The organism is Ruminococcus sp. 1001713B170207_170306_F1, from assembly GCF_015668065.1.
GTDB classification, from domain to species: domain Bacteria; phylum Bacillota; class Clostridia; order Lachnospirales; family Lachnospiraceae; genus Blautia_A; species Blautia_A faecis.
This window is the reverse complement of sequence record NZ_JADPEX010000003.1, coordinates 176,170-195,774: the sequence shown is the minus strand read 5'-3', so window position 1 is coordinate 195,774 and position 19,605 is coordinate 176,170. Positions and strand designations below refer to the sequence as shown.

Annotated in this window: 17 protein-coding genes and 2 tRNA genes; 3 read left to right on the top strand and 16 right to left on the bottom strand. The window is 41.4% G+C overall.

Annotated features, from left to right (window positions below):
- Positions 1 to 194 precede the first annotated feature (194 nt).
- Together I4V84_RS03990 and I4V84_RS03985 are read left to right on the top strand one after the other, a co-directional pair.
- Entirely contained in the window at positions 195 to 599 is a 405-nt protein-coding gene (locus I4V84_RS03990; RefSeq protein ID WP_195991286.1) for a hypothetical protein, read from the top strand.
- Positions 600 to 724: 125 nt separating this feature from the next.
- On the top strand, positions 725 to 1,228 hold the full coding sequence (locus I4V84_RS03985) for a hypothetical protein (protein WP_118577551.1): 504 nt from the start codon (positions 725 to 727) through the stop codon (positions 1,226 to 1,228).
- A 158-nt stretch (positions 1,229 to 1,386) separates the two neighbouring features.
- On the opposite strand, the gene I4V84_RS19810 is transcribed toward I4V84_RS03985, so the two are convergent.
- From I4V84_RS19810 to I4V84_RS03950, 8 genes are all read right to left on the bottom strand, one after another.
- The gene (locus I4V84_RS19810; protein ID WP_272112970.1) at positions 1,387 to 2,751 is read right to left on the bottom strand and encodes a sugar hydrolase; all 1,365 of its coding nucleotides are present in this window, start codon (positions 2,749 to 2,751) and stop codon (positions 1,387 to 1,389) included.
- A 15-nt stretch (positions 2,752 to 2,766) separates the two neighbouring features.
- The gene (locus tag I4V84_RS19805) at positions 2,767 to 2,970 is read right to left on the bottom strand and encodes a hypothetical protein (RefSeq protein ID WP_243284012.1); all 204 of its coding nucleotides are present in this window, start codon (positions 2,968 to 2,970) and stop codon (positions 2,767 to 2,769) included.
- Between the two features lie 22 nt (positions 2,971 to 2,992).
- Entirely contained in the window at positions 2,993 to 4,321 is a 1,329-nt protein-coding gene (locus I4V84_RS03975) for an ATP-binding protein (RefSeq protein ID WP_118577553.1), read from the bottom strand.
- Positions 4,318 to 5,028, bottom strand: coding sequence for a LytTR family DNA-binding domain-containing protein (locus I4V84_RS03970; protein ID WP_173769723.1), 711 nt, complete (start codon positions 5,026 to 5,028; stop codon positions 4,318 to 4,320). The genes I4V84_RS03975 and I4V84_RS03970 overlap by 4 nt, the downstream gene beginning before the upstream one ends.
- 190 nt (positions 5,029 to 5,218) lie before the next feature.
- Positions 5,219 to 6,790, bottom strand: a complete 1,572-nt coding sequence (locus I4V84_RS03965; RefSeq protein WP_207748618.1) for an MFS transporter — start codon at positions 6,788 to 6,790, stop codon at positions 5,219 to 5,221.
- Between the two features lie 110 nt (positions 6,791 to 6,900).
- The gene (locus tag I4V84_RS03960) at positions 6,901 to 8,352 is read right to left on the bottom strand and encodes a family 43 glycosylhydrolase (RefSeq protein WP_195699778.1); all 1,452 of its coding nucleotides are present in this window, start codon (positions 8,350 to 8,352) and stop codon (positions 6,901 to 6,903) included.
- A gap of 237 nt (positions 8,353 to 8,589) precedes the next feature.
- A tRNA-Arg gene (locus I4V84_RS03955) sits at positions 8,590 to 8,663 on the bottom strand.
- A gap of 4 nt (positions 8,664 to 8,667) precedes the next feature.
- Positions 8,668 to 8,752, bottom strand: a tRNA-Tyr gene (locus tag I4V84_RS03950).
- A 352-nt stretch (positions 8,753 to 9,104) separates the two neighbouring features.
- On the opposite strand from I4V84_RS03950, the gene I4V84_RS03945 reads away from it, so the two are divergent.
- Positions 9,105 to 9,572 carry a DUF2798 domain-containing protein gene (locus tag I4V84_RS03945; protein ID WP_195991285.1) on the top strand — a complete coding sequence of 156 codons (468 nt, stop codon included), beginning with the start codon at positions 9,105 to 9,107 and terminating at the stop codon, positions 9,570 to 9,572.
- 175 nt (positions 9,573 to 9,747) lie between these two features.
- On the opposite strand, the gene I4V84_RS03940 is transcribed toward I4V84_RS03945, so the two are convergent.
- The 8 genes from I4V84_RS03940 to I4V84_RS03905 all read right to left on the bottom strand — a co-directional run bounded on the left by I4V84_RS03940 (position 9,748) and on the right by I4V84_RS03905 (position 19,541).
- Positions 9,748 to 10,866: a hypothetical protein gene (locus tag I4V84_RS03940; RefSeq protein ID WP_195991284.1), complete on the bottom strand. Its 1,119-nt coding sequence runs from the start codon at positions 10,864 to 10,866 to the stop codon at positions 9,748 to 9,750.
- A 399-nt stretch (positions 10,867 to 11,265) separates the two neighbouring features.
- A complete protein-coding gene (locus I4V84_RS03935) occupies positions 11,266 to 12,276 on the bottom strand; it encodes an alpha/beta fold hydrolase (protein WP_195991283.1) in 1,011 nt (336 codons plus the stop codon).
- Positions 12,277 to 12,301: 25 nt separating this feature from the next.
- The gene (locus I4V84_RS03930) at positions 12,302 to 13,291 is read right to left on the bottom strand and encodes a guanosine polyphosphate pyrophosphohydrolase (RefSeq protein WP_173770274.1); all 990 of its coding nucleotides are present in this window, start codon (positions 13,289 to 13,291) and stop codon (positions 12,302 to 12,304) included.
- Positions 13,292 to 13,452: 161 nt separating this feature from the next.
- Complete coding sequence (locus I4V84_RS03925; protein ID WP_195991282.1) at positions 13,453 to 14,406, bottom strand: carbohydrate kinase; 954 nt, start codon at positions 14,404 to 14,406, stop codon at positions 13,453 to 13,455.
- Positions 14,407 to 14,465: 59 nt separating this feature from the next.
- A complete protein-coding gene (locus I4V84_RS03920) occupies positions 14,466 to 15,950 on the bottom strand; it encodes a glycoside hydrolase family 32 protein (RefSeq protein WP_195699782.1) in 1,485 nt (494 codons plus the stop codon).
- A gap of 45 nt (positions 15,951 to 15,995) precedes the next feature.
- Positions 15,996 to 17,675: an ABC transporter substrate-binding protein gene (locus I4V84_RS03915; protein WP_173718077.1), complete on the bottom strand. Its 1,680-nt coding sequence runs from the start codon at positions 17,673 to 17,675 to the stop codon at positions 15,996 to 15,998.
- Positions 17,676 to 17,696: 21 nt separating this feature from the next.
- Complete coding sequence (locus I4V84_RS03910) at positions 17,697 to 18,590, bottom strand: carbohydrate ABC transporter permease (protein ID WP_118577562.1); 894 nt, start codon at positions 18,588 to 18,590, stop codon at positions 17,697 to 17,699.
- 12 nt (positions 18,591 to 18,602) lie between these two features.
- Positions 18,603 to 19,541, bottom strand: a complete 939-nt coding sequence (locus I4V84_RS03905; protein ID WP_118577563.1) for an ABC transporter permease subunit — start codon at positions 19,539 to 19,541, stop codon at positions 18,603 to 18,605.
- Between the last annotated feature and the right edge of the window lie 64 nt (positions 19,542 to 19,605).

Genomic DNA, 19,605 nt, shown 5'->3' with positions numbered 1-19,605 from the left:
GCGGTAACTACATAGTACCATAAAATTTGTAATTAGGGATTCTCATTTTGACTTGTACTATTTATATTCTAGCACCATATCCTTGCATTCTATTGCCATATATTGTTAAAATAAAAAACACATGATAAAATATGTTTTAACCTCAAATATCAAAAATATTAAGCTCTATATCATTCACTCTAAAGGAGGAAAATATGAACAGATCAGATATTATGCGCATCAGCGCACTATTTGAAATAGCCCTGGGTTCTGCTTCTTTGATCGCAGCCCGCTTCTGGATCGGAACCACTAATATTGTGGGCAGACATGTAAGCCATGGTGATACTACAGAGGCTTTTGCACTTACTTATGCATTTACACTTCTTCAGATTGCAATTGGAATTATAGGCGTGATGAATGCAGAAAAAGGAAGAATGAGCACCGTTATCTTTGGAATTTTGGCCTTTATTCCCCAGATTGCCCACTTCTTTCATATTAAGGGAAGTATTATACTGGTTCTTATGAATCTTGCAGCATTTGCGGTACCGATTTTATATACTTTCACGGCGTATAAGCTTTTTAAAGGAGATAACAAAACAATTGCCTTTTCCAAAAAATGATGTTAAAATATAGTTTATGTGAAACAAGAATGTAACTGTTCAGTTTCTTCACGGTCACACGCTTTGCGGAACCGTGCAGGCTGAATAGTTATTAAGAAACTTTATAATATAGTAGGAGGATAAGTATGCATCCAGTAACAATCGTCCTTCTGGTGATTCTCGTAATCCTCATCGGATTACTGGTTGGTTTATATTTCTTTGGCAAGAAGACCCAGAAGAAGCAGGAAGAACAGCAGGCACAGATCGAGGCAAGTAAACAGACCGTTTCCATGCTCGTTATTGATAAGAAGAGAATGCCACTTAAGGAATCAGGTCTCCCACAGATGGTCATCGACCAGACTCCGAAGCTTCTCCGCCGCTCCAAGATGCCGATCGTTAAGGCTAAAGTCGGACCGAAGATTTCCATTCTTATCGCAGACGAGAAAGTATTCGACCTTATCCCTGTGAAGAAAGAGATCAAAGCTGAAGTAAGTGGACTTTACATAGTAGGTGTAAAAGGCATCCGCGGTAACCTGGACGCTCCGGTTAAGAAGAAAAAAGGATTTTTCGCACGTTTTAAGAAATCTGCTGAGGAAGCTCAGGCAGCCCAGAATGAGACTAAGAAATCCAAAAAGAATAAAAAGAAATGATTATTTTAGCCCTGCCATTATGATGGCAGGGCTATTTTAATGCTCCTTTCCCCATATTGTAATGCCAGACATTATTTCCTGCGTGTTGCATTTTATCAAGAATCTTTCTCTCATTTCAAAAAGGATCCTGCATTTCTGCAAGATCCTCATTCTCAATCTTATTTCTCATTATCCATATAAAATTTTCTAAGAAAATACGTCGGCGTACAGCTCCATGCGTGACAGTAGCTGTTAACCATGCTGCAGCCATAAGGGGATTCCTCCCGGTTGTATGGATTGTACAGTTCCCAGAAGGTGTCGGCGCCGTCGCGGATCATCTCGCCCCAGTAACGCTTCATTTCTTCCAGTGCAAGCTCTTTCTCATCACAGCGGATAAGCGCATCAATATAGTGATGATACATATATGGAGTTACCATGCGGATTCTTGGATTCACTTCCATTACATGATGGATCAATTTACAGTTTGTCTCTTTGTCAAAGACACGGGCCAGAATCATCCAGATCTGGGTTGCCCAGGAAGCCTGACGGTCCGGACCGCTTACGAACATTCCAAGCTCTTCATCCCAGAACTCTTTCACCGCTGCCTCTTTCAGCATGGCCTGCTTCTCTTCCAGCCAGCTGATATCCTCCTGTTTATCCAGAATCTTTGCAAGGCGGATTCCGTAACGGATACAGTAAATAAGAACTGCTGTAGCTCCGGCCTGCTTATTCAGACCATCTCCCCAGTCCAGGAAGCACCAGAATGCATCACCTAAATCCTCCACAACATTTTTCTCATTTAACTGTGTCATGGCAATGCGGATCTGATCAATTGCCACATCATAGAGATCCCTTAAGGTTTCCAGATCATCGGTTGCCTCATAATAATCCAGAAGCACAGATGAGAAAAACAATGCATAGTCCAGAAGGTAAGTATCATCTGGCTCCATCTCCGGTTCTGTGAATACACAGGCGCTTAGCTTTCCCTCATTAAAAAGCAGTCCTGCAAAAATATACATACAGCGTTTGGCAAGATCATAATTCTTAAAGGTGTAATAATTGGCTCTCGCCTGAAGTCTCAGATCTCCCAGCCACATTCTGCGGTCACGCTTTGGTCCATCCTCAAAAACATCCTGCATACATTCTTTCAGGGTTTTTCGGCTTACCAGATCAATCTGATTCAGAAGCGGATCTCCGAAATCCACAGGCTTTACAGACTCCATATCTACAGCAGAAACCGTATCACAGGAAATACCATCGATTTTCAGCTGGAACTTGGCAGAAGTATCAATTACACGAAGCTCCATATAACGGAAAGAATATCTTCTTGGCAGCTTCACCTTCGCCGGAAGTACATCCACATGAATATACTCCTCCTGAATCCAGCCACGGCTGAGCCAGCCGTCATAATCAGCAGTTTTGTCCGTCATTTCCTCCAGACGCTCACCGAATTTCAGGTAAAAATAAACCGGTGCATCCTGATGGCTTCCTGTTTTACTAAGCTCCAAAGTCACATAACCTACAGCATGATCCCCGAAATCCACAAATACTGTATCATCTCATTTTAAATATTTTGCATACAGATTTTCAATCGGGTGCTCTTCTGTAATAACCGTTCTCATCTGGCGGTCTTTTCCCACCATAATTTCCTTTTCAGCCTTAATTTCTTTATGCAAAAGCTCCGGCTTCAGGGCCTCTGCAATTTCCAGAAAACGATTATTTTTATGTACTTCGAAATTCTCAATTATACTATATGATGGCATTATTTTTCCTCCTAAAAATCGTCTAATGTTTCATCGGAATCAGTATCTTCAGCTCAAACCAGTTATTCGCCTTGCCCGCCATAACTGAACCGCCATACTTCTCTACAATTTTTTTCATACTCTTCATTCCATATCCATGGAACCGTTTGTCTTTCTTGGTGGTGATCGGGATTCCATCCTGGAACTGAACGTTCTCCTCGCAGTAATTCTCTGTGCGAATACGAATAAACTGTTTATCCTGAATCACATGCAGGGAAATCAGACGTTTCTGACGGTCTTTGATCTTCACCACACTTTCAATAGCATTATCCAGCATATTTCCGAAAAGAGCACTGATATCCATATCCTCCATAAAATTCAGCAGCTGCCCCTCACCCATAAATTTCAGCTCAATACCATGTCTCTGACAATGCATGCTTTTACTGGTAAGAATGGTATCAAGGACCTTATTTCCCGTTTTATTCTGTGTCTCATAAATCTTGATCTCACGCTCCATCTGTTCCAGGTATTCCCCTGCTTTTTCAGAATCTGCGCCGCTTTTTAAAAGATTGATCTGATGCTTCAGATCATGGTATTTCTGATTTACAATGTCGATACTCTCCTTGGAAAGCTTGTAATTTTTGTACTGCATATCCATAATATTCCGAAGCGTATCCTTCTCAAAACGCATCTGGATCTCTTTTACCTGAATGTGATAAGCATAAAGCACCGCCATACCGCTAAGATCCGCCAGTGTACGGATAATAAACACATCCATAGCTGTTCCTGCACTGAAAATACTTTTTACATCCACATAGCTTACATTGCTGATACAATACACCATAATCAGCACAAAATATACAACCAGTAATTCTCTGCGGGTGATCTGCAATTCTTCAATATCCTTCTTCAGATAACGTTCGATCAGATAAATCAGAATGTATAGTACTGCATAAATAACTACCATATGCAGCACTCTCCATAGCATCTGCTCTGGTGTCCCCTTCTCCTGACCGCTGAAATCACCTGTATAAAAATAATGAATCTGCCAGCACAAAGAGGCTGCAAATTCTGCGTTGATAAATGCCTTCGCACAGAAAAATCCGGTTTCACGCCATGGAAGCTCTCCTGCCATCCTGATGTACAAAAGCATCAGCAAAAACACACAAACCATAAGAGGCATGAAAAACATCTGCTTTATTCCATCTGTAAAAAACATAACGGTAAAAATACTGATAAAGCTCAACACCCCATACACATATTTCCACACATCTTTTTTCCCGCATCCATGCACAAGAATCATTACCAGTGCAGAAAGCCAGTAGGAAATGGCATAATAATATCCGGGAGTGTTGACTACTGTGCCTCTCATTTTTCCACCTCATTCATATATTCATTCAGGGCATCCAGGAAGGGCTTCCGCCTGCTTCTGCTCACCTGGATCGTATCGCCGTTTACCATAATATCACTGCCCTGATAAGTCTCTACAAATTCCAGATTTACCAGATAACAGCGGTTACACCGAAAATATTTCTTCGGATCAAACTGATTATCTGTATCCCTCATAGTGCCCTTTGTCTCAAAATCCCCATCCAGAGTGTGGTAGATCAGCACATGGTCCTGAACCTCCACGTAACAAATCCGCGCCACATCCAGCTTCTTTTTACCTCCCTTCAGAACAATGGTAATGTACTCCTTCTCCGGTGTCTTCACCTTTGCCAGAGCCCTTACCATACTCTCTGAAAATGAAAAATAGGAAATTGGCTTCAAAATATAATCCAGCGCATTTACTTTATATCCCTGAATGGCATACTGAGGCATATTTGTAATAAAAATAATAATTACATTTGTATCAAGCTCGCGGATTTTTTCTGCTGCTTTCATTCCATTGAGAAAAGCCATCTCAATATCCAGAATAATAAGGTCATAGCTGGCTGTATAATCGGTTACAATGTCCTCTCCGTCCTGAAATTCTGTTACGGAAAATTTCATCTGGTTCTCTTTTTCATAACGATTCAGGCATTTCTTCAACGCCTCCCGGTCATGCCTGTCATCCTCTACAATTGCAATTCTTATCATAATTATTTCTCACCTATCCTATTCAATCAAACGGATACTCCAATCCGCTTTGCTGCCTTCTCATAATCGAATAGCTTCTTCGCAGCTTATTCGGCTAAAACGGCTCCCTGGCACAGTGACACTGCACCAGGGAGCCGGAATCACTTGTGTTAACTAAGAATAGTATAACAGGAAACAGGTTCTGAAACAATTAATCATTAGCTGCTTTCTTCTGATTTTCTTTTATCTTTTTCTGATCCTCTTCAATGTGTTTTTCCACATCCAGACGGCTCATGAGAATGATAACAACTGCATAGGTGATCACATCTGCCGCCAGAAATGCAAATGCAAGCACCTGCTCCACGCCGCCCATCTGACGGTAAACGATCTGCCCTGTATAGTTTGCCACATTTTCAATGATTTCCAGAGTCTGCGGATTGCAGGCAATGCCGGTATTGCTGTAGCCTGCAAAGGTAAGAAGACTGTTCAGCACACCGATACAGAGTCCGCTAAGACCTACCATAATGGAGCTATAAACAGACATTGTAAATCCATCGCTTCGGAAACCATTTTTCGCTTCCAGGTGATCCAGCACATCAGAAAGAAGCGCCATCGTCACATACATTGCCGGAATACTTCCGATTCCTTTCAGTACCATACTTGCAGCAACCATTCCGAAGCTGTGTACATTCAGGAAACAGACAAGGCCGCCTACAACGGAGAAGCAAAGTCCTGTAACAACAGCTCTCTTTTTGCCCAGCTTACGGGCAATTGGCCATGCCACTACCATACCAACGGCAGTAGGAATTCCGCCAACCAAACCAAGTGTTGACATTAATGCACCGGAAGTCTGCTCCGGATTTGCAGAATTAATTACACTGTCAAACATCCATCTTACATAGAAGCTCATGGAACTGTTTTTGATCAGCTGGCCAAACTGGAAAATCAGGAAATAGAGAATGATGATCCACCAGTATTTGTTGTGGATACAGCCTTCCAGCTGTTTTTTCAGAGGAAGCTTCTCTTCCTTCACATTCAGATTGATGGTTTCCTCTGTAATACGCTCTCTGGTAAAATAATATTCCAGCATACAGCCAAATGCACTTACCAGGCAAAGCACGATGGAAATAATTCTCCAGTGTGAATAGCTTGCATCCACATCAATTCCGCCGTCCTTTGTCACAAACAGAAAACTCTGCAAAAGAATCGGCACTACAATGCTGGCTCCAACTCCTGCGGAAGCAACCATTGCTGCATTTGACAGTGTTGCAAGAAGCCCGCGGCTCTCAGAATTTCTGGTAGAAAGAGAAACCATGGAGCTATGTGCACAGTAAAAACATGGATATGCAAGTGCATAGTACAGGTTATAGGACACTGCGATCCAGATCATCTGCACTGCATTATTGCCCTTAGTTGGTGTCATAAACATAAGAATAATGGCTATGATCAGCATTGGTGCTGCAATGATCATATAAGGTCTTGCTTTTCCCTGTGTACTTCTGGTGTTGTCGATCCACTGCCCGATCATCAGATTTCCGAGAACTACGAAAATCACAGATACGATTGGCAGAAGTGTGGCAAATGCTCCGAATTTCGTCCAGCCAAGTACATCCACATAATAACGGTTCAGATAGGCACCGAAAATGGCATTGGCAAACATGGCGCAAAAGGGCGCCAGAAAATATCCAATGGCAATTTCCGGAAGCTTCACCTGATCGGATTTGATTCTTGTTTTAAAAACCGGCTTTTCTGCAAGTTTTTTTGCAAAATTAGTAATGTTCAAATATTTCGCCTCCTGGGTTTATTTGACTCTTAAGATAAACTCTTTTTCCCTTTATTTAAGCTCTGTCTTCCATTTGCAGGCAGAATATTTCCTGCACATTTAATGGAATCTTACTTCAGATCAAAAGACATAAAATTAAATGCGCCAGTTCCCTTGTAACTGAAGTACAGTGCCTCTTTCTCACCGAGTCCGTTTACATCAGCTGCAAAACCGTGCTGTTCCTTGCAAGGTTTTACCTGAATCTTTGCCACTGGCTTGCCGCCTTCCTCTGTGGATACATAAACAACTCCAGTTGCTTTTCCCTTAATATTAATACGAACCTTAGAAGTCTCACGCAGGTCAAAATATTTGAAACCTGCAACTGCTCCGTCACACATATTGGCAATATACTGATCTGACCCCTGCTCACGATCCTTTCCTTCCTGAGTCAGATATGGATGACCGGACTTTGGATGTTTGATCATACTTAAGAAACGGGTTCCTTTTTTGCCATATACGTTGCAGGCAATGTAGGAAGGATAGTTTCCTTTTCCCTTAAGCGGTCCGTCATTCAGACCACAGGAGGTCATCTCTGCCTGATAGAATTTGCCATTCTCGAAGCGGATGCGCTCTGCACAGGCCTGACGGGAAGACTGCTTACGGTTACTGTGTCTGTGATAGAAAACATAATAGCTTCCATTAATCTCGATCAGGCTTCCGTGAGTGTTTCCGGTGCAGTTTCTTGCATTTTTTACATCTGTGATTCCAGGAAGGCCGATGTCCCCGTTGCTGACCAGAACACCGCCAAACTCAAAGCCCTCTGTAGGGTTATCGCTTGTTGCATAGCAAAGCTCATGGCTGTTCAGGGAACTGTAGATGAAGTAATAGGTTCCATTGAATTTACGCATGGAGCTTGCCTCCAGGAAGGGATGTCCCTCATAAGAACTTCCCGGTGCTTCTTTCTCACTGGCAATTCCAATGTATTTCGGTCCCATTTTTACAGTAAGCATATCTGCCGGGTCCAGCTCGAAGCACATTGCACCGTGCTCAGTCGGCTTGGATCCATCAAGCAGAAGGGGATTTCCCTGAAGGGCAAAGCCTGTATAAAGATACAGCTTTCCATCATCATCCATAAAAACGCCCGGGTCAAACTGCAGCGGCTCCTCTTTCTTTCCAATAGGAGTGCCGTCTGCATATTTTACATAACCATAGAATTCATATTTGCCTGCCGGCTTGTCACAGACAGCCACAGAGATCATCTTGGTGCCGCCCATGAAATAATAAAGATAAAATCTTCCGTCCGGTCCCTGGATCATATCCGGTGCTGCCAGACCATTTGTAAGACGGATCTTCGGTGCTGCCGGATCCTGCTCTCTTTTGAAAATAACACCCTCATAACGCCAGTTGCCCAGATCGTCTACCGGCGCTGACCAGCATACATAATCTCCCAGACAGAAATTCAAGCCGTTAAAAAGATCATGAGAACCATATATGTATACACGTCCATCCACAATATGCGGCTCCGCATCCGGCACGTATTCCCAGCTTGGCAGGTACGGATTTACAGCCTGCTTTGTTTTCATACCTTCATCCTCCATCGATTATTTTACATAATTCATAATATGGATTTATTATAACACCCTGCAATTTCTGTACCTGTTTTTTACGTAAAGTGTAAGAAATCCATCGCAAATAGCACATCTTCAAAATCCAGAAGTTGAATCTCAATGAAAAAAAGCCGTCTAGTCACAGACAGCTTTCTTCCTTTGCACCATTTCCTTACCTGATTCACTTTATTCCAAGACATCTGCCATTGGAAGCACTCCTAGGGAGATTCGAACTCTCGACACCGCGCTTCGTAGACGCGTGCTCTATCCAGCTGAGCTACAGGAGTATACTCGGCCATGAGGGAATCGAACCCACTCGTGTTATGATAACAGCGGATTTACAGTCCGCTCCGCCTCCTTAGCGGGATAATGACCGATATGATTTCTTGCATGTTTTATATTACCAGAAGAACTACATATTCTGCAATAAACCACTAGTTTAATATAACCAAGGAACATAAGTAAAGTTACTGTTCACTCCGTTCACAGTAACTAAGTAAAACTGCATTCTGACTTATAAAAAATTCCCATTACCATTTCTTAGTCCATCTTATATATCGATTTTCTTATTGCATTTTCCAATTTATCTGGTATAATAATCATTCGGTAAACAATTTAATAACAAATCAGCTCTGGTATAAAATTGGAAACGACACAAGTGCATGCTTGATAACGAACAACACATGTGTCTTTTTTGTACCCATTTTTAGAAAAAGGAGAACAATTTTATGCCAAAAACTAAGTTTCAAAATGTTATTTTCACTCTGATGATGGCTTTCCTTATGGTCTACGCCATGATCTGCTACAACATTTCCCTGAACATCGGTGGAATGAGCAACCAGGTATTTCTCATGGCTTTCGGCGAAATGAAGATTATGTGGCCGGTTGCATTTGTACTGGAGTTCTTTATTGTTGATAACCTTGCCCATAAGCTTGCTTTTCGTATTGTCACACCTAAAGACAGACCTTTCGCCATCACAGTTGCAATTTCTGTTATGATCATCTGCATTATGTGCCCGATCATGAGCTTAATTGCCACAATCTTGTTTAAAAATGCGGGTTCCCAGTTCGTTGCCGTATGGCTCCAGACCACTTTCATGAACTTCCCGGTAGCCTTCTTCTGGCAGCTGATGTACTGCGGACCGCTGATTCGTTTTATCTTTGGAAAGATGTTTCCGGAGAAAGAGAACGCATAAATAGTTTCATTAGTGGAATATAATATAAATATTTTAAAAGGCATTGCAAGATATAGCCTCTCCCTAGAGCGTGTTTGACTCCAAAATCAAAACCTTTACAGACGCCATATGATTTCTTGCAATGCCTTTTCTCGTTAAACTTTCTCAGCTACTATTCTGTAATTTCTAATCCAAATCAAGAAGTATGTACTGGCATTGTTGTATTCTCGATAAACCCTTCACACATTTTCTGTACTTTTTTAAGCGGCAGCTCGGAAATTGCCGCAATTTCTTTCTGTGAATACCCCCGAGAAAACATGTTAAAAACGGTCCTGCGATCTTTTTCTCTGGCCTGTCTTCTCATTTCTTTTTTCATCTCTTTCTTCATTTCTTTCCGCGTTGCTGCTCTCGCTTCATCTGCATACATTTGCATTGCGCCATCCCATGCCTTACACATATCCTTCACCTCCACAACCTCTTCATCAACAAATTCATATTGCTCCAGTAATATCGCCAGAAGCCATCTGGTTTCTTGACTTAGCTTTCGTATTTCTTCGGTACTCTCTTCTACGTATTTTCTCAATTCGTCTTTTTTACGGCTGTGCTTCATAAGCTGGAAAATATCTTTCCATTCCGTGTGAAACAACTCAGGATTCTGTTCATGAATATCTATCATACAAATATCATAATCAGGAAGCCTGTCTGAAAAACTCATCACATTTTCCGGGATGTCCATCATTTCCTGTAATTTTAACTTACTCTTCCACCTTTTCTCTCCCAGGTATAATACCTGATGAAATACCGGAAGCAATGGACGACGGATTCGGCGCCGTTTTTTCCCACGTCTTCCTCTTCCCCAGAACATTTGCTGGGATTTTCTTTTCCACTCTTTTAGCTGATCTGTATATTCTATGCTGTCATATGTAAAGCATCTCACAGGCATCTCATAGTTTGCCCCAGACTCAACTTCACATGCCAGAAAAAATCTACAGCCCGGTTTGTCGTGCAGACGTAGAAAATCGCGTTCTCTTTCCAGATACATGAGCTTCGCGCTGTCATCCCCGAATTCTCCCTCTTCAAAAACACCTTTTTCCCTGGCAATTTCCTCTTCGCCGTATTTTTCAGAACTGTTTTTCTTTTGTATATTTTTTGCCATAATCGACTGTTTATATGATACTCTCTTCTTCCTTTGTACTTCCTTAAGATAACATGGATCCACAATCTGCTTTCCTGCAAATAAGGTACCATTCACAAAATCTGCAAAGCGTTCGTTATCTTTCAGATACTCCTGTAGTCCCTGGTCTTTTACACCCAAGTTTCACCACCTTCTTTATTACGCTTATTTCACAGGAATACTTCACCGAATGGCAATGAATAGACTGCTGTTCATGAGCTGAACCGCCTACGAATAGTACATAGAGTTCCTGAGATGTGAATTCAGCGTAACATAAAATATAATGTACTGCAAGGAGTTTATATTTTTTTAAGAATCATTCCTCGTTAATATTATACCATTTGTATTTATTTTATACAATATTATTTTTATAAAATATATACTTAAATAAAAAAAGGCATTGTAGAACATACCGCCCAAAAGTCAGACATTAAAATCTAACTTTTAGTACGCGGTATAATATCCTTGCAATGCCTTTAATTCATAACGATCTATAAATACGCCCTACATGTTTTTTTCACTTTTTGGTTTCCTAAACCTTTATTCTTCCTCTTTCAAATGCACATCCAAAAATTCCAATCCAACTGTCTCCGCATAGTCTCTTCCCTCTTCAAAGTTCATCTCGAAACCATGGCTAGATCTTTTTCCATAAATCGGAACCAGAACAGAACCTTCCCCTGTGTACGCTTCCTCTATTGCCTTTTCAGAATAGCTGTATGGTACCACGCTGTCATTGATTCCGTGAATGATCATCACGTCTCCGTCATATGCGCTGATAGTGCCATAAACATCCAGATCATAAACTGCTTTCACATACTCAGAGCCCACAGTTCCTACCGGCATCTCGGCCTCCCCTTCTGGAATATCATCTGCGGTAGCATACAGTTCCCGGGCATTATCTGGAATACAAAAGGCTGGATAAACCAGAAGCATAGCTGCTACATCCTCTTTTCTGTCTGCTGCGGCAAGGGCACCTATAAGCCCTCCCTGGCTCTGTCCCAGAAGGAAAAGATGATCCTGATCCACATAATCCTTTGTTTTCACAAAATCTATAACGGCACTTAAATCTTCTTTCTCCGTCATCACCGTCATATCCATGAAATCTACATCACTATTTCCGTTAAGGGAACCTCCGCAAAAATCAAATGTATAAACCACATATCCATCCTGGGCTGCTTTTTCCGGCCATTTTGCACGCTCTACCATCTGGGAAGTAGAACCGATTCCGTGGCTCATAATGATTACTGGATAAGTCTTTGTTTCGTCAAAATCTTCCGGATAATAGAACTGTCCGTAAATATTATTGTCTCCATTTTTGCACCAGGAAACCACCTTTGTGCAGCCTTCTAGTTCTGTAGTGTATCCCTCTTCAATCTCCGGATTGTCAGACTCTTCTAAATCAGCATCTTCCTCTCCTTCAGAATTAGAACTGTCCTCTGCTTCCTCTGTCTGCTCTTCTGCGTTTTCCTCAGCCCAGACAGTCACACTTACACAGCTCACACTCAATACTGCTGCCACCCCTAAAGCAATTAACATCTTTTTCTTTAACATCTTTATTGCTCCACTTACTTTTTTCTCAATCAATCACATCATTCTGAAATCTGGACAAATGCTCATAAGGCAGAATCAATCTGCCTCGGAACAATCCACAGCCATCGTTGATCAGACTGTTATTTACCGCAGAAAACATATTCACGTCAAGATCTGCTAATTCCAGGGAAAGCAGCTTCATCCCCCGCTCATAAGCCTCATCAAAGTAAACACATTCCCCTTCCGGGATCACATCTCTTCTGGCTCGCTCGTCCTGCTGGCGTTTCTCATAGCCCAGATGATTGGCCGGTCCGATTTCCGCAGTATCATCCATTTTCTGGGTGCGGAGCTGTACCTCCATGTAGGATCTGGAGCTGTTATCATAGAACGTAATATGTAAAGACTGATACCCATATTCACTGGTACCACAAATATAATCTCTGTAATAAGGCTTTACATCATCATTTAGTTGATCAGAAGTACTCAATTTCACTCCCTGAGCCGATTCTGCTGTAAAGCCTCTCTCTTCCAGAAATCCTGGCAGCACATTTGCAATCTCATAAAGATAGCGGATAGACGCCTGCTCCTGGTCTTCCCCTGGCTTCAAATGACATCTTGGCATACAGACCACGATCCTGTAAGCAATAAAATCACGGAAGCAGCTCAGCTTGTTTTTCAACTCTGCAACCGACGGATAGGTACCATTTTCCCTGTAATAATCATAAATATATTCCACTACATATCCATTAAATTTCTCTTCTGCCCGGATCAGGGACTTGATCCTGCCTTTAAATGTAAAGGCAAGAAACGGATATTCATGGGCCATATATTTGTAAAATTCCCGGATCTTCTGGGACTGGGCCGTAAGGAAATCATTATGCTCCAGAAGTTCCGTGATCTGGAGCAGAAAGTTGCTGTGCACCAAATCGACTTCGTTATGGTTCTTCTTCGCTTCCTTACGCAGATCCTCTGTATATTTCTGTAAAATTTTTAAAACCGTATCTCCGGAATATAAATAATCATTCAGTGTAATCATAGCGGTCACCTCGTTTGTGAACGTTCTTTCTGACTGTGTTTGTTACAACTATTCTAGCAAACTTTTACGATTTAGCAAGAAAAAGTTTTATTAACATTTTCCCATTTTAAAAGGGACCTCCGAAGAAGTCCCTTTATTGTATTCCTATTCTTTTGAATATTTTATATTAATAGCTTTATTTCTTTTTCTTCCGGCATTACTCTCAGTGCGCCTTTTCTTGTTGTGATAATTGAGGCAGCTGCATTGGCAAACGTTAACATTTCAGCCAGATTTTCCTCTTTTAGTCCATTAATTCCATGTTCACAGACATAGTGCAATACACAGCCGCAGAAGGTATCTCCTGCTCCGGTTGTCTCGATGGTATTATCCTGTAAAAACGGCTTTACTTCCACCATCATTTCATTATAATAAGCACGACTTCCTTCTCTTCCCATAGACACAAGGATCAGTGGAATCTGATAACGTTCTCTAATCCAGTTTACGCCATCACTATAATCTTCTTCTCCTGTCAGCCACTGAATTTCATTATCTGAAATTTTCAGTATCTGACAATGACCAAGACCATATAATACCTGCTTTCTCGCCTCTTCCATAGACTCCCAGAGCGGTGGACGTAAGTTGGGATCAAATGAAATAATAGCGCCAGCTTCTTCTGCAATATGAATTGCTTCTTTCGTTGCCTCCCGCACCCCTTCATGTGTCATAGACAATGTACCAAAATGAAAAATTTTCGTATTTTTGAGAATATCTTCACAAATTTCAGCTTTATTCAGCATCATGTCTGCACCCGGATTACGGTAAAAAGAGAAATCCCTGTCTCCATCTGGATATGTATGTACCATAGCAAGGGTTGTATGGATCTTTTCGTCTGTACATAATCCAGTGTCATCAATTCCAACTTCTTTTATTGCAGCCCTCAACTGTTCTCCGAAGAAATCATTTCCTACCTTTCCGATAAATGCCGTGTCATGCCCTAACTTTGCTAACATTGCAAGCACATTACAAGGTGCTCCTCCGGGATTTGCTTCAAAAAGTGGATTTCCCTGACTGCTTTTTCCGTTTTCAGTAAAATCAATCAATAATTCTCCCAGTGCCGTTACATCATATTTCTTCATACGTCGCTCCCAATTCTTGTATTTTTACTTTACTCATTCATTACAAGCGTCTGGAACTTTCATACCAAATCATATTTCACTACATCGATCTTAGCCGCACCGTCAACAAAGAAAGAAATTCCTTTTGCATCCTGCTCTGTAAGAATAACAGCAGACATAACCTGCTCGCCGTCATTGATAAATATTTCCGCGCTGAATCTGTCCAGAATTACTCGTAATTTCAATTCATTACAGTCACCATTTACCAGACATTCTCTCTGATGAACCACTGCACGTTCGCTTCCGGAGAAGCTTCTGTCGATTTTCAAAACTGATTCATCTGGACGGAATCGTAAAGTGGAATGATATTTTTCATTCTCTGCAAAACAGAGTTCGAATTTTTTATAAAGCTTATCTTTATCTACCGGTCGTATTACAAGCTCCAGATCTACGGTACGTCCTTCAATCTGGTCAAGTGTGATTCTGGTGTCTTTAATCACAACATCCCTGTACTCGACTTTATTTGCACGCATGGAATCCAGTTCTCTGACCGGAACCTGATACAATCTTCCGTTTTTCACAGACACTTCTCTCGGAAGGCTCATTTGTGCAAACCATTTAGATTCATTTCTGCGATAAGCAAGAGTATCCCAGTTCTGCATCCAGGCAATCATAATTCTTCTTCCATCTGGAGCAAGCAATGTCTGCATTGCATAACAGTCAATTCCATAATCCACACTCTGATAAGACTGTTCCTTCAAAGTATGTGTCTCAGAATCCAGATCTCCTATGATACATAATGTTCCATTTCCATTATGATATTCCATTCCTTCCGGAATCATGTCCTGTGGGCTTGTCAGAAGCACATATTTGCCGTCCAGTTCAAAGAAATCCGGACATTCCCACATCTTTCCATAGCGGTTTTTATTCTCTGCCAAAGTACTTACAAATTCCCATTCAAAACCATTTTTACTTCTGTAAAGAAGAATTTGTCCGCTTCCATCAGCAGGACGACTTCCTATAACACAATAAAAGTTTCCATCTTTTTCTTTCCAGATTTTTGGGTCACGGAAATCAACTCTGCTTGCACCTTCCGGCAGATCTTTAAAGGTCAGGACCGGATTTTTGTCATACTTCACGTAATCTTTTCCATCTCCCACAGCCACCGCCTGTGTCTGAACATCCCTTGCGGTTCCGTCCTCCAGTATTTCCCGGTCCACAGCAGTATACATAAGCAGCTGTCTGCCGTCCTCCAGCTCTATGGCACTTCCGGAAAAGCAGCCCACTTTATCGTAATCCTGGTCTGGTGCCAATGCTGCCGGGAGATAGTCCCAATGCAGCAGATCCTTACTTACCACATGCCCCCAGTGCATGCTGTCCCAATGTGTGTTATATGGATTGTACTGATAAAACAAATGGTATTCTCCCTTATAGCAGGAAAATCCATTGGGATCATTCATCCATCCAACATAAGGAGTTATATGAAAAGCCGGTCTGTCTTCCGCTTTAATCTGCTGTCCCTGTGTAAATTCATATTTTCTTGCCTTTTCTAACATTTCGCTCATGAAAAATCTCCTGTCAAAGTCGTTGTTCAGTTCTTACATCTTTTGTTACTTTTCCGCGCTTAAGGATTCCTGATACTGGTCAAAATATTTCTGCTTAATTGAAAGATAATCTGAAAGCCCGTACTTCTCCATCTTTTCCAGATAGGAATCCCACTCTTCCTCAATTCCTCCGTTCAGGATCCAGTCTGCCTTCTTCTGCTCTGCGTATTTCTTAATATCGGTATCATACTGTGATACTTTATTCGTATCATCAATACTCATAAATACATTCGGATAAACATATTTGCTGTTCATATCCTGTAAATATGTCTCATGCATATTATCCAGACGCCATTTCGCATCTTCCGGCTGTGTCACATATACATCATAATATTCATTCAGCACAGCCAGAGGGCCATTTACAGATTGCGCCTCACGCACTTCCACTGGAGACTGCTCTCCCAAATCCATATGTTTTAACATTTCGCCGCCGTCTTTGTTTGTAGACAGTTCAAAAATGTTAAAGGAATCCTCTTCGCCATAAGTACCCCAGTTATTCTGCGGAGACTGGAGGGGTGCATACATCTGATCAATCCATGCAGCAGCAAGTGCTGTATTACGACAACTGGATGTAAGAACACATCTTCCACGGTCAAATCCACTGGTTTCACTGTTGTTCTGTCTGGTAATATTTCTCATGCCATCTGGCCCGGTCAGTGCCGGAAGCATCACATAATCTGTATTGTTATCTATATTCGCAATATCCCATGTGAAGCAGAGTCCATAACGGTGATTCTTTCCTTTTGCAACATAAGTAGACCACTCCTGTGTAAAGGCTTCCGGATCTACAAGGTCTTCTGTCACCAGTTTATGAAGCCATTCAATTCCTTCCTTGTAGCCTTCCTGAACAGTTGTATAAATTACTTTTCCTTCATCCGTTACCGCGAAATGATCTCCTGTGTCTCCGTAACCCTCTCCAAATCCGTTTATTAAAATCGCCGGATCCTGATCTCCGTTATTGATAATAAAGGACATTGGAATTACATCACCTTCAATGGAAAATTCTTTCTCCAGTTCTTCTGCATGATCGCGGAACTGAATCAGTACCTGTTCCAGTTCGTCTGTTGTTGTAGGAATCTCAAGTCCAAGGTAGTCAAGCCATTTTTTATTAATATATGGAATATCTCCAATCGCCTGAATTGCTTCTTTTCCTGCACCAAGCTGTTCAATCCACGGGAAAGAATAGATATGTCCATCCGGTGCTGTGCACATAGTCCTGTACTCTGGGTATTTTTCAAACACAGCCTGAAGATTCGGCATATATTTGTCAATCAGATTTTCCAGTGGAATGATAATTCCCTGCTTGGCATAACGCAGCAGGTCATAATCACTCATACCTGCATTAAACAGACCATCCGGCAGATTTCCAAACTGAGCCAATGCCAGATTCTTTTTATCTGAAAACTGATCTGATACAAAACAGGTCCAGTCAATATGAACATTTGTCTGTTCTTCCAGTCGCTGGAAAATCACTCTTTCATTGGGATCCTGTGTGGAAGTAGCCGGTGCACTTGTAATAAAAGAAAGCTCCTCTGTTTCCTTTAATGGAAACTGTACCTCAGATACTGGTGTGTCCGGGTTGATCTCCGCATTAAGCTGCTGCTCTTTTCCACACCCTGCCGTACTTATCATCATCGTCAAAGAAAGTCCAAGTGCAAGTAAACCTTTTACTCTGTTTTTCTTCATATCTGTATCGTTCCTTTCTTATCAGCCTTTTACTGATCCGACCATAATTCCCTGATCAAAATACTTCTGGAAGAATGGGTACATTACTAAAAGCGGTAAGCTTGATACTACAATGGTTGCATATTTCAGCTGTTCCGCTACCTTTGCCATTTCAGCAGTACTCTGAATATCTGCAATCATACCTGGCTGCGGAGTATTCTGTACCAGAATGGAACGAAGTACTAACTGCAGGGGCTGAAGATTTGCATCATTCAGATAAATCATTGCATCAAAATAGCTGTTCCACATTCCTACGAATGACCACAGTGCAAGTACTGCAATGATCGGCTTACATACCGGCATCATGATTTTGAAGAAATGCTGGATCTCATTGGCTCCATCAATTGCAGAGGCTTCTCTTAATTCTGCCGGGATCGACTGGTAGTATGTTCTTGCAAGGATCATATTCCAGACATTAAATGCTCCAGGAATTAAAACTGCCCAGACTGTATTTACCATATGCAGCTGATTGATTAAAATAAAAGTCGGGATCATTCCACCGCCAAAGAACATTGTGATCAGAAAAATGAGATTGAAAAATTTTCTTCCCACAAATTCCTTCTTGGACAATGGATACGCTGCCAGCAATGTTATAAAAACAGAAATAGCTGTAAATGCAAGTGAATACAGAAAAGAATTCAGGAATCCACGCCAGATCATCTCATTTTCCAGTACTCTGCGATATGCATCCAAAGTCCAGTCCTTAATATGAAAACTCAGTCCCTGATTATTCAAAACTGTAGGATCCATAAAAGAGGCCAGCACTACATACACGATTGGAATTGCAATAGAAAGTACAAACAGTCCAAGAATCAGGAATCCAATTCCAAGGATCAGACAGTCTGTCTTCGAATATTTTTTCTTTATTTTCTCCATCTTCGCTTCCTCCTATAATCCTTCTCCGTCGTTCAGCTTCTTTACCACCCAGTTTACAAAAACTAACAGAATTACATTTACTACTGAATTAAACAGACCAACAGCCGTCGAATAACCATAATCGCCGTTCAAAAGACCAATACGGTATACATATGTTGATAAAATTTCTGATGCCGGCAGGTTCATATCTGTCTGTAATGCATAGGCTTTCTCAAATCCAATACTCATAATATTTCCAGCCTGCAGAATAAACTGAATTACAATAATATTCTTGATTGCAGGAAGCTCCACATACCAGATCTGCTGCAGAAGATTTGCGCCATCCATAATAGCTGCTTCTTCCAGTTCTTTGCTTGCATTGGATAAAGCAGCCGTATACATAATAGAGGCCCAGCCTGCTGTCTGCCAGATTCCACTTGCTATGTAAATGGTGCGGAAAGCAGATGGCATTGTCATCCAGTTTGTACTGATTCCTAACAGTTTATTCAGAGGTCCGACTGGAGAAAGCAGCATTCGTACCATACCGCAAAGTACAATTACAGATATAAAGTTCGGCATATAGACCAGAAGCTGTACTTTCTTCTTAACTCCGGTTCTGCGGATACGATTTAAAAGCAATGCCAGAATGATCGGAACCGGAAAGCCCCACAACAGTCCATAAATACTCAGTTTTAACGTATTCAACAGGTAGTTCATAAAATCCGGTGAAGATAAAAACCGCCTGAAATATTCAAGTCCAACCCATGGACTTCCAAGCACTCCCTTGATTACGTTGTAATCCTCAAATGCAATCAGAAGTCCCCCCATAGGAAGATACTTAAAAATGATTGTCAGTAAAAGTCCTGGCATTAAGAAAAAAAGATATAACTGCCAGTTTTTCTTCACATATGTAGCCTTATCTCTCCACGTTTGCTTTTTCACGGGCATTGTTTGGTTCTGCATTCTTTTCATGCACTTCTCCTCCATTCCTTTCCCTTTTCGTTCTCGGAACCGGTTAAGTAACCGGTTACTTTAT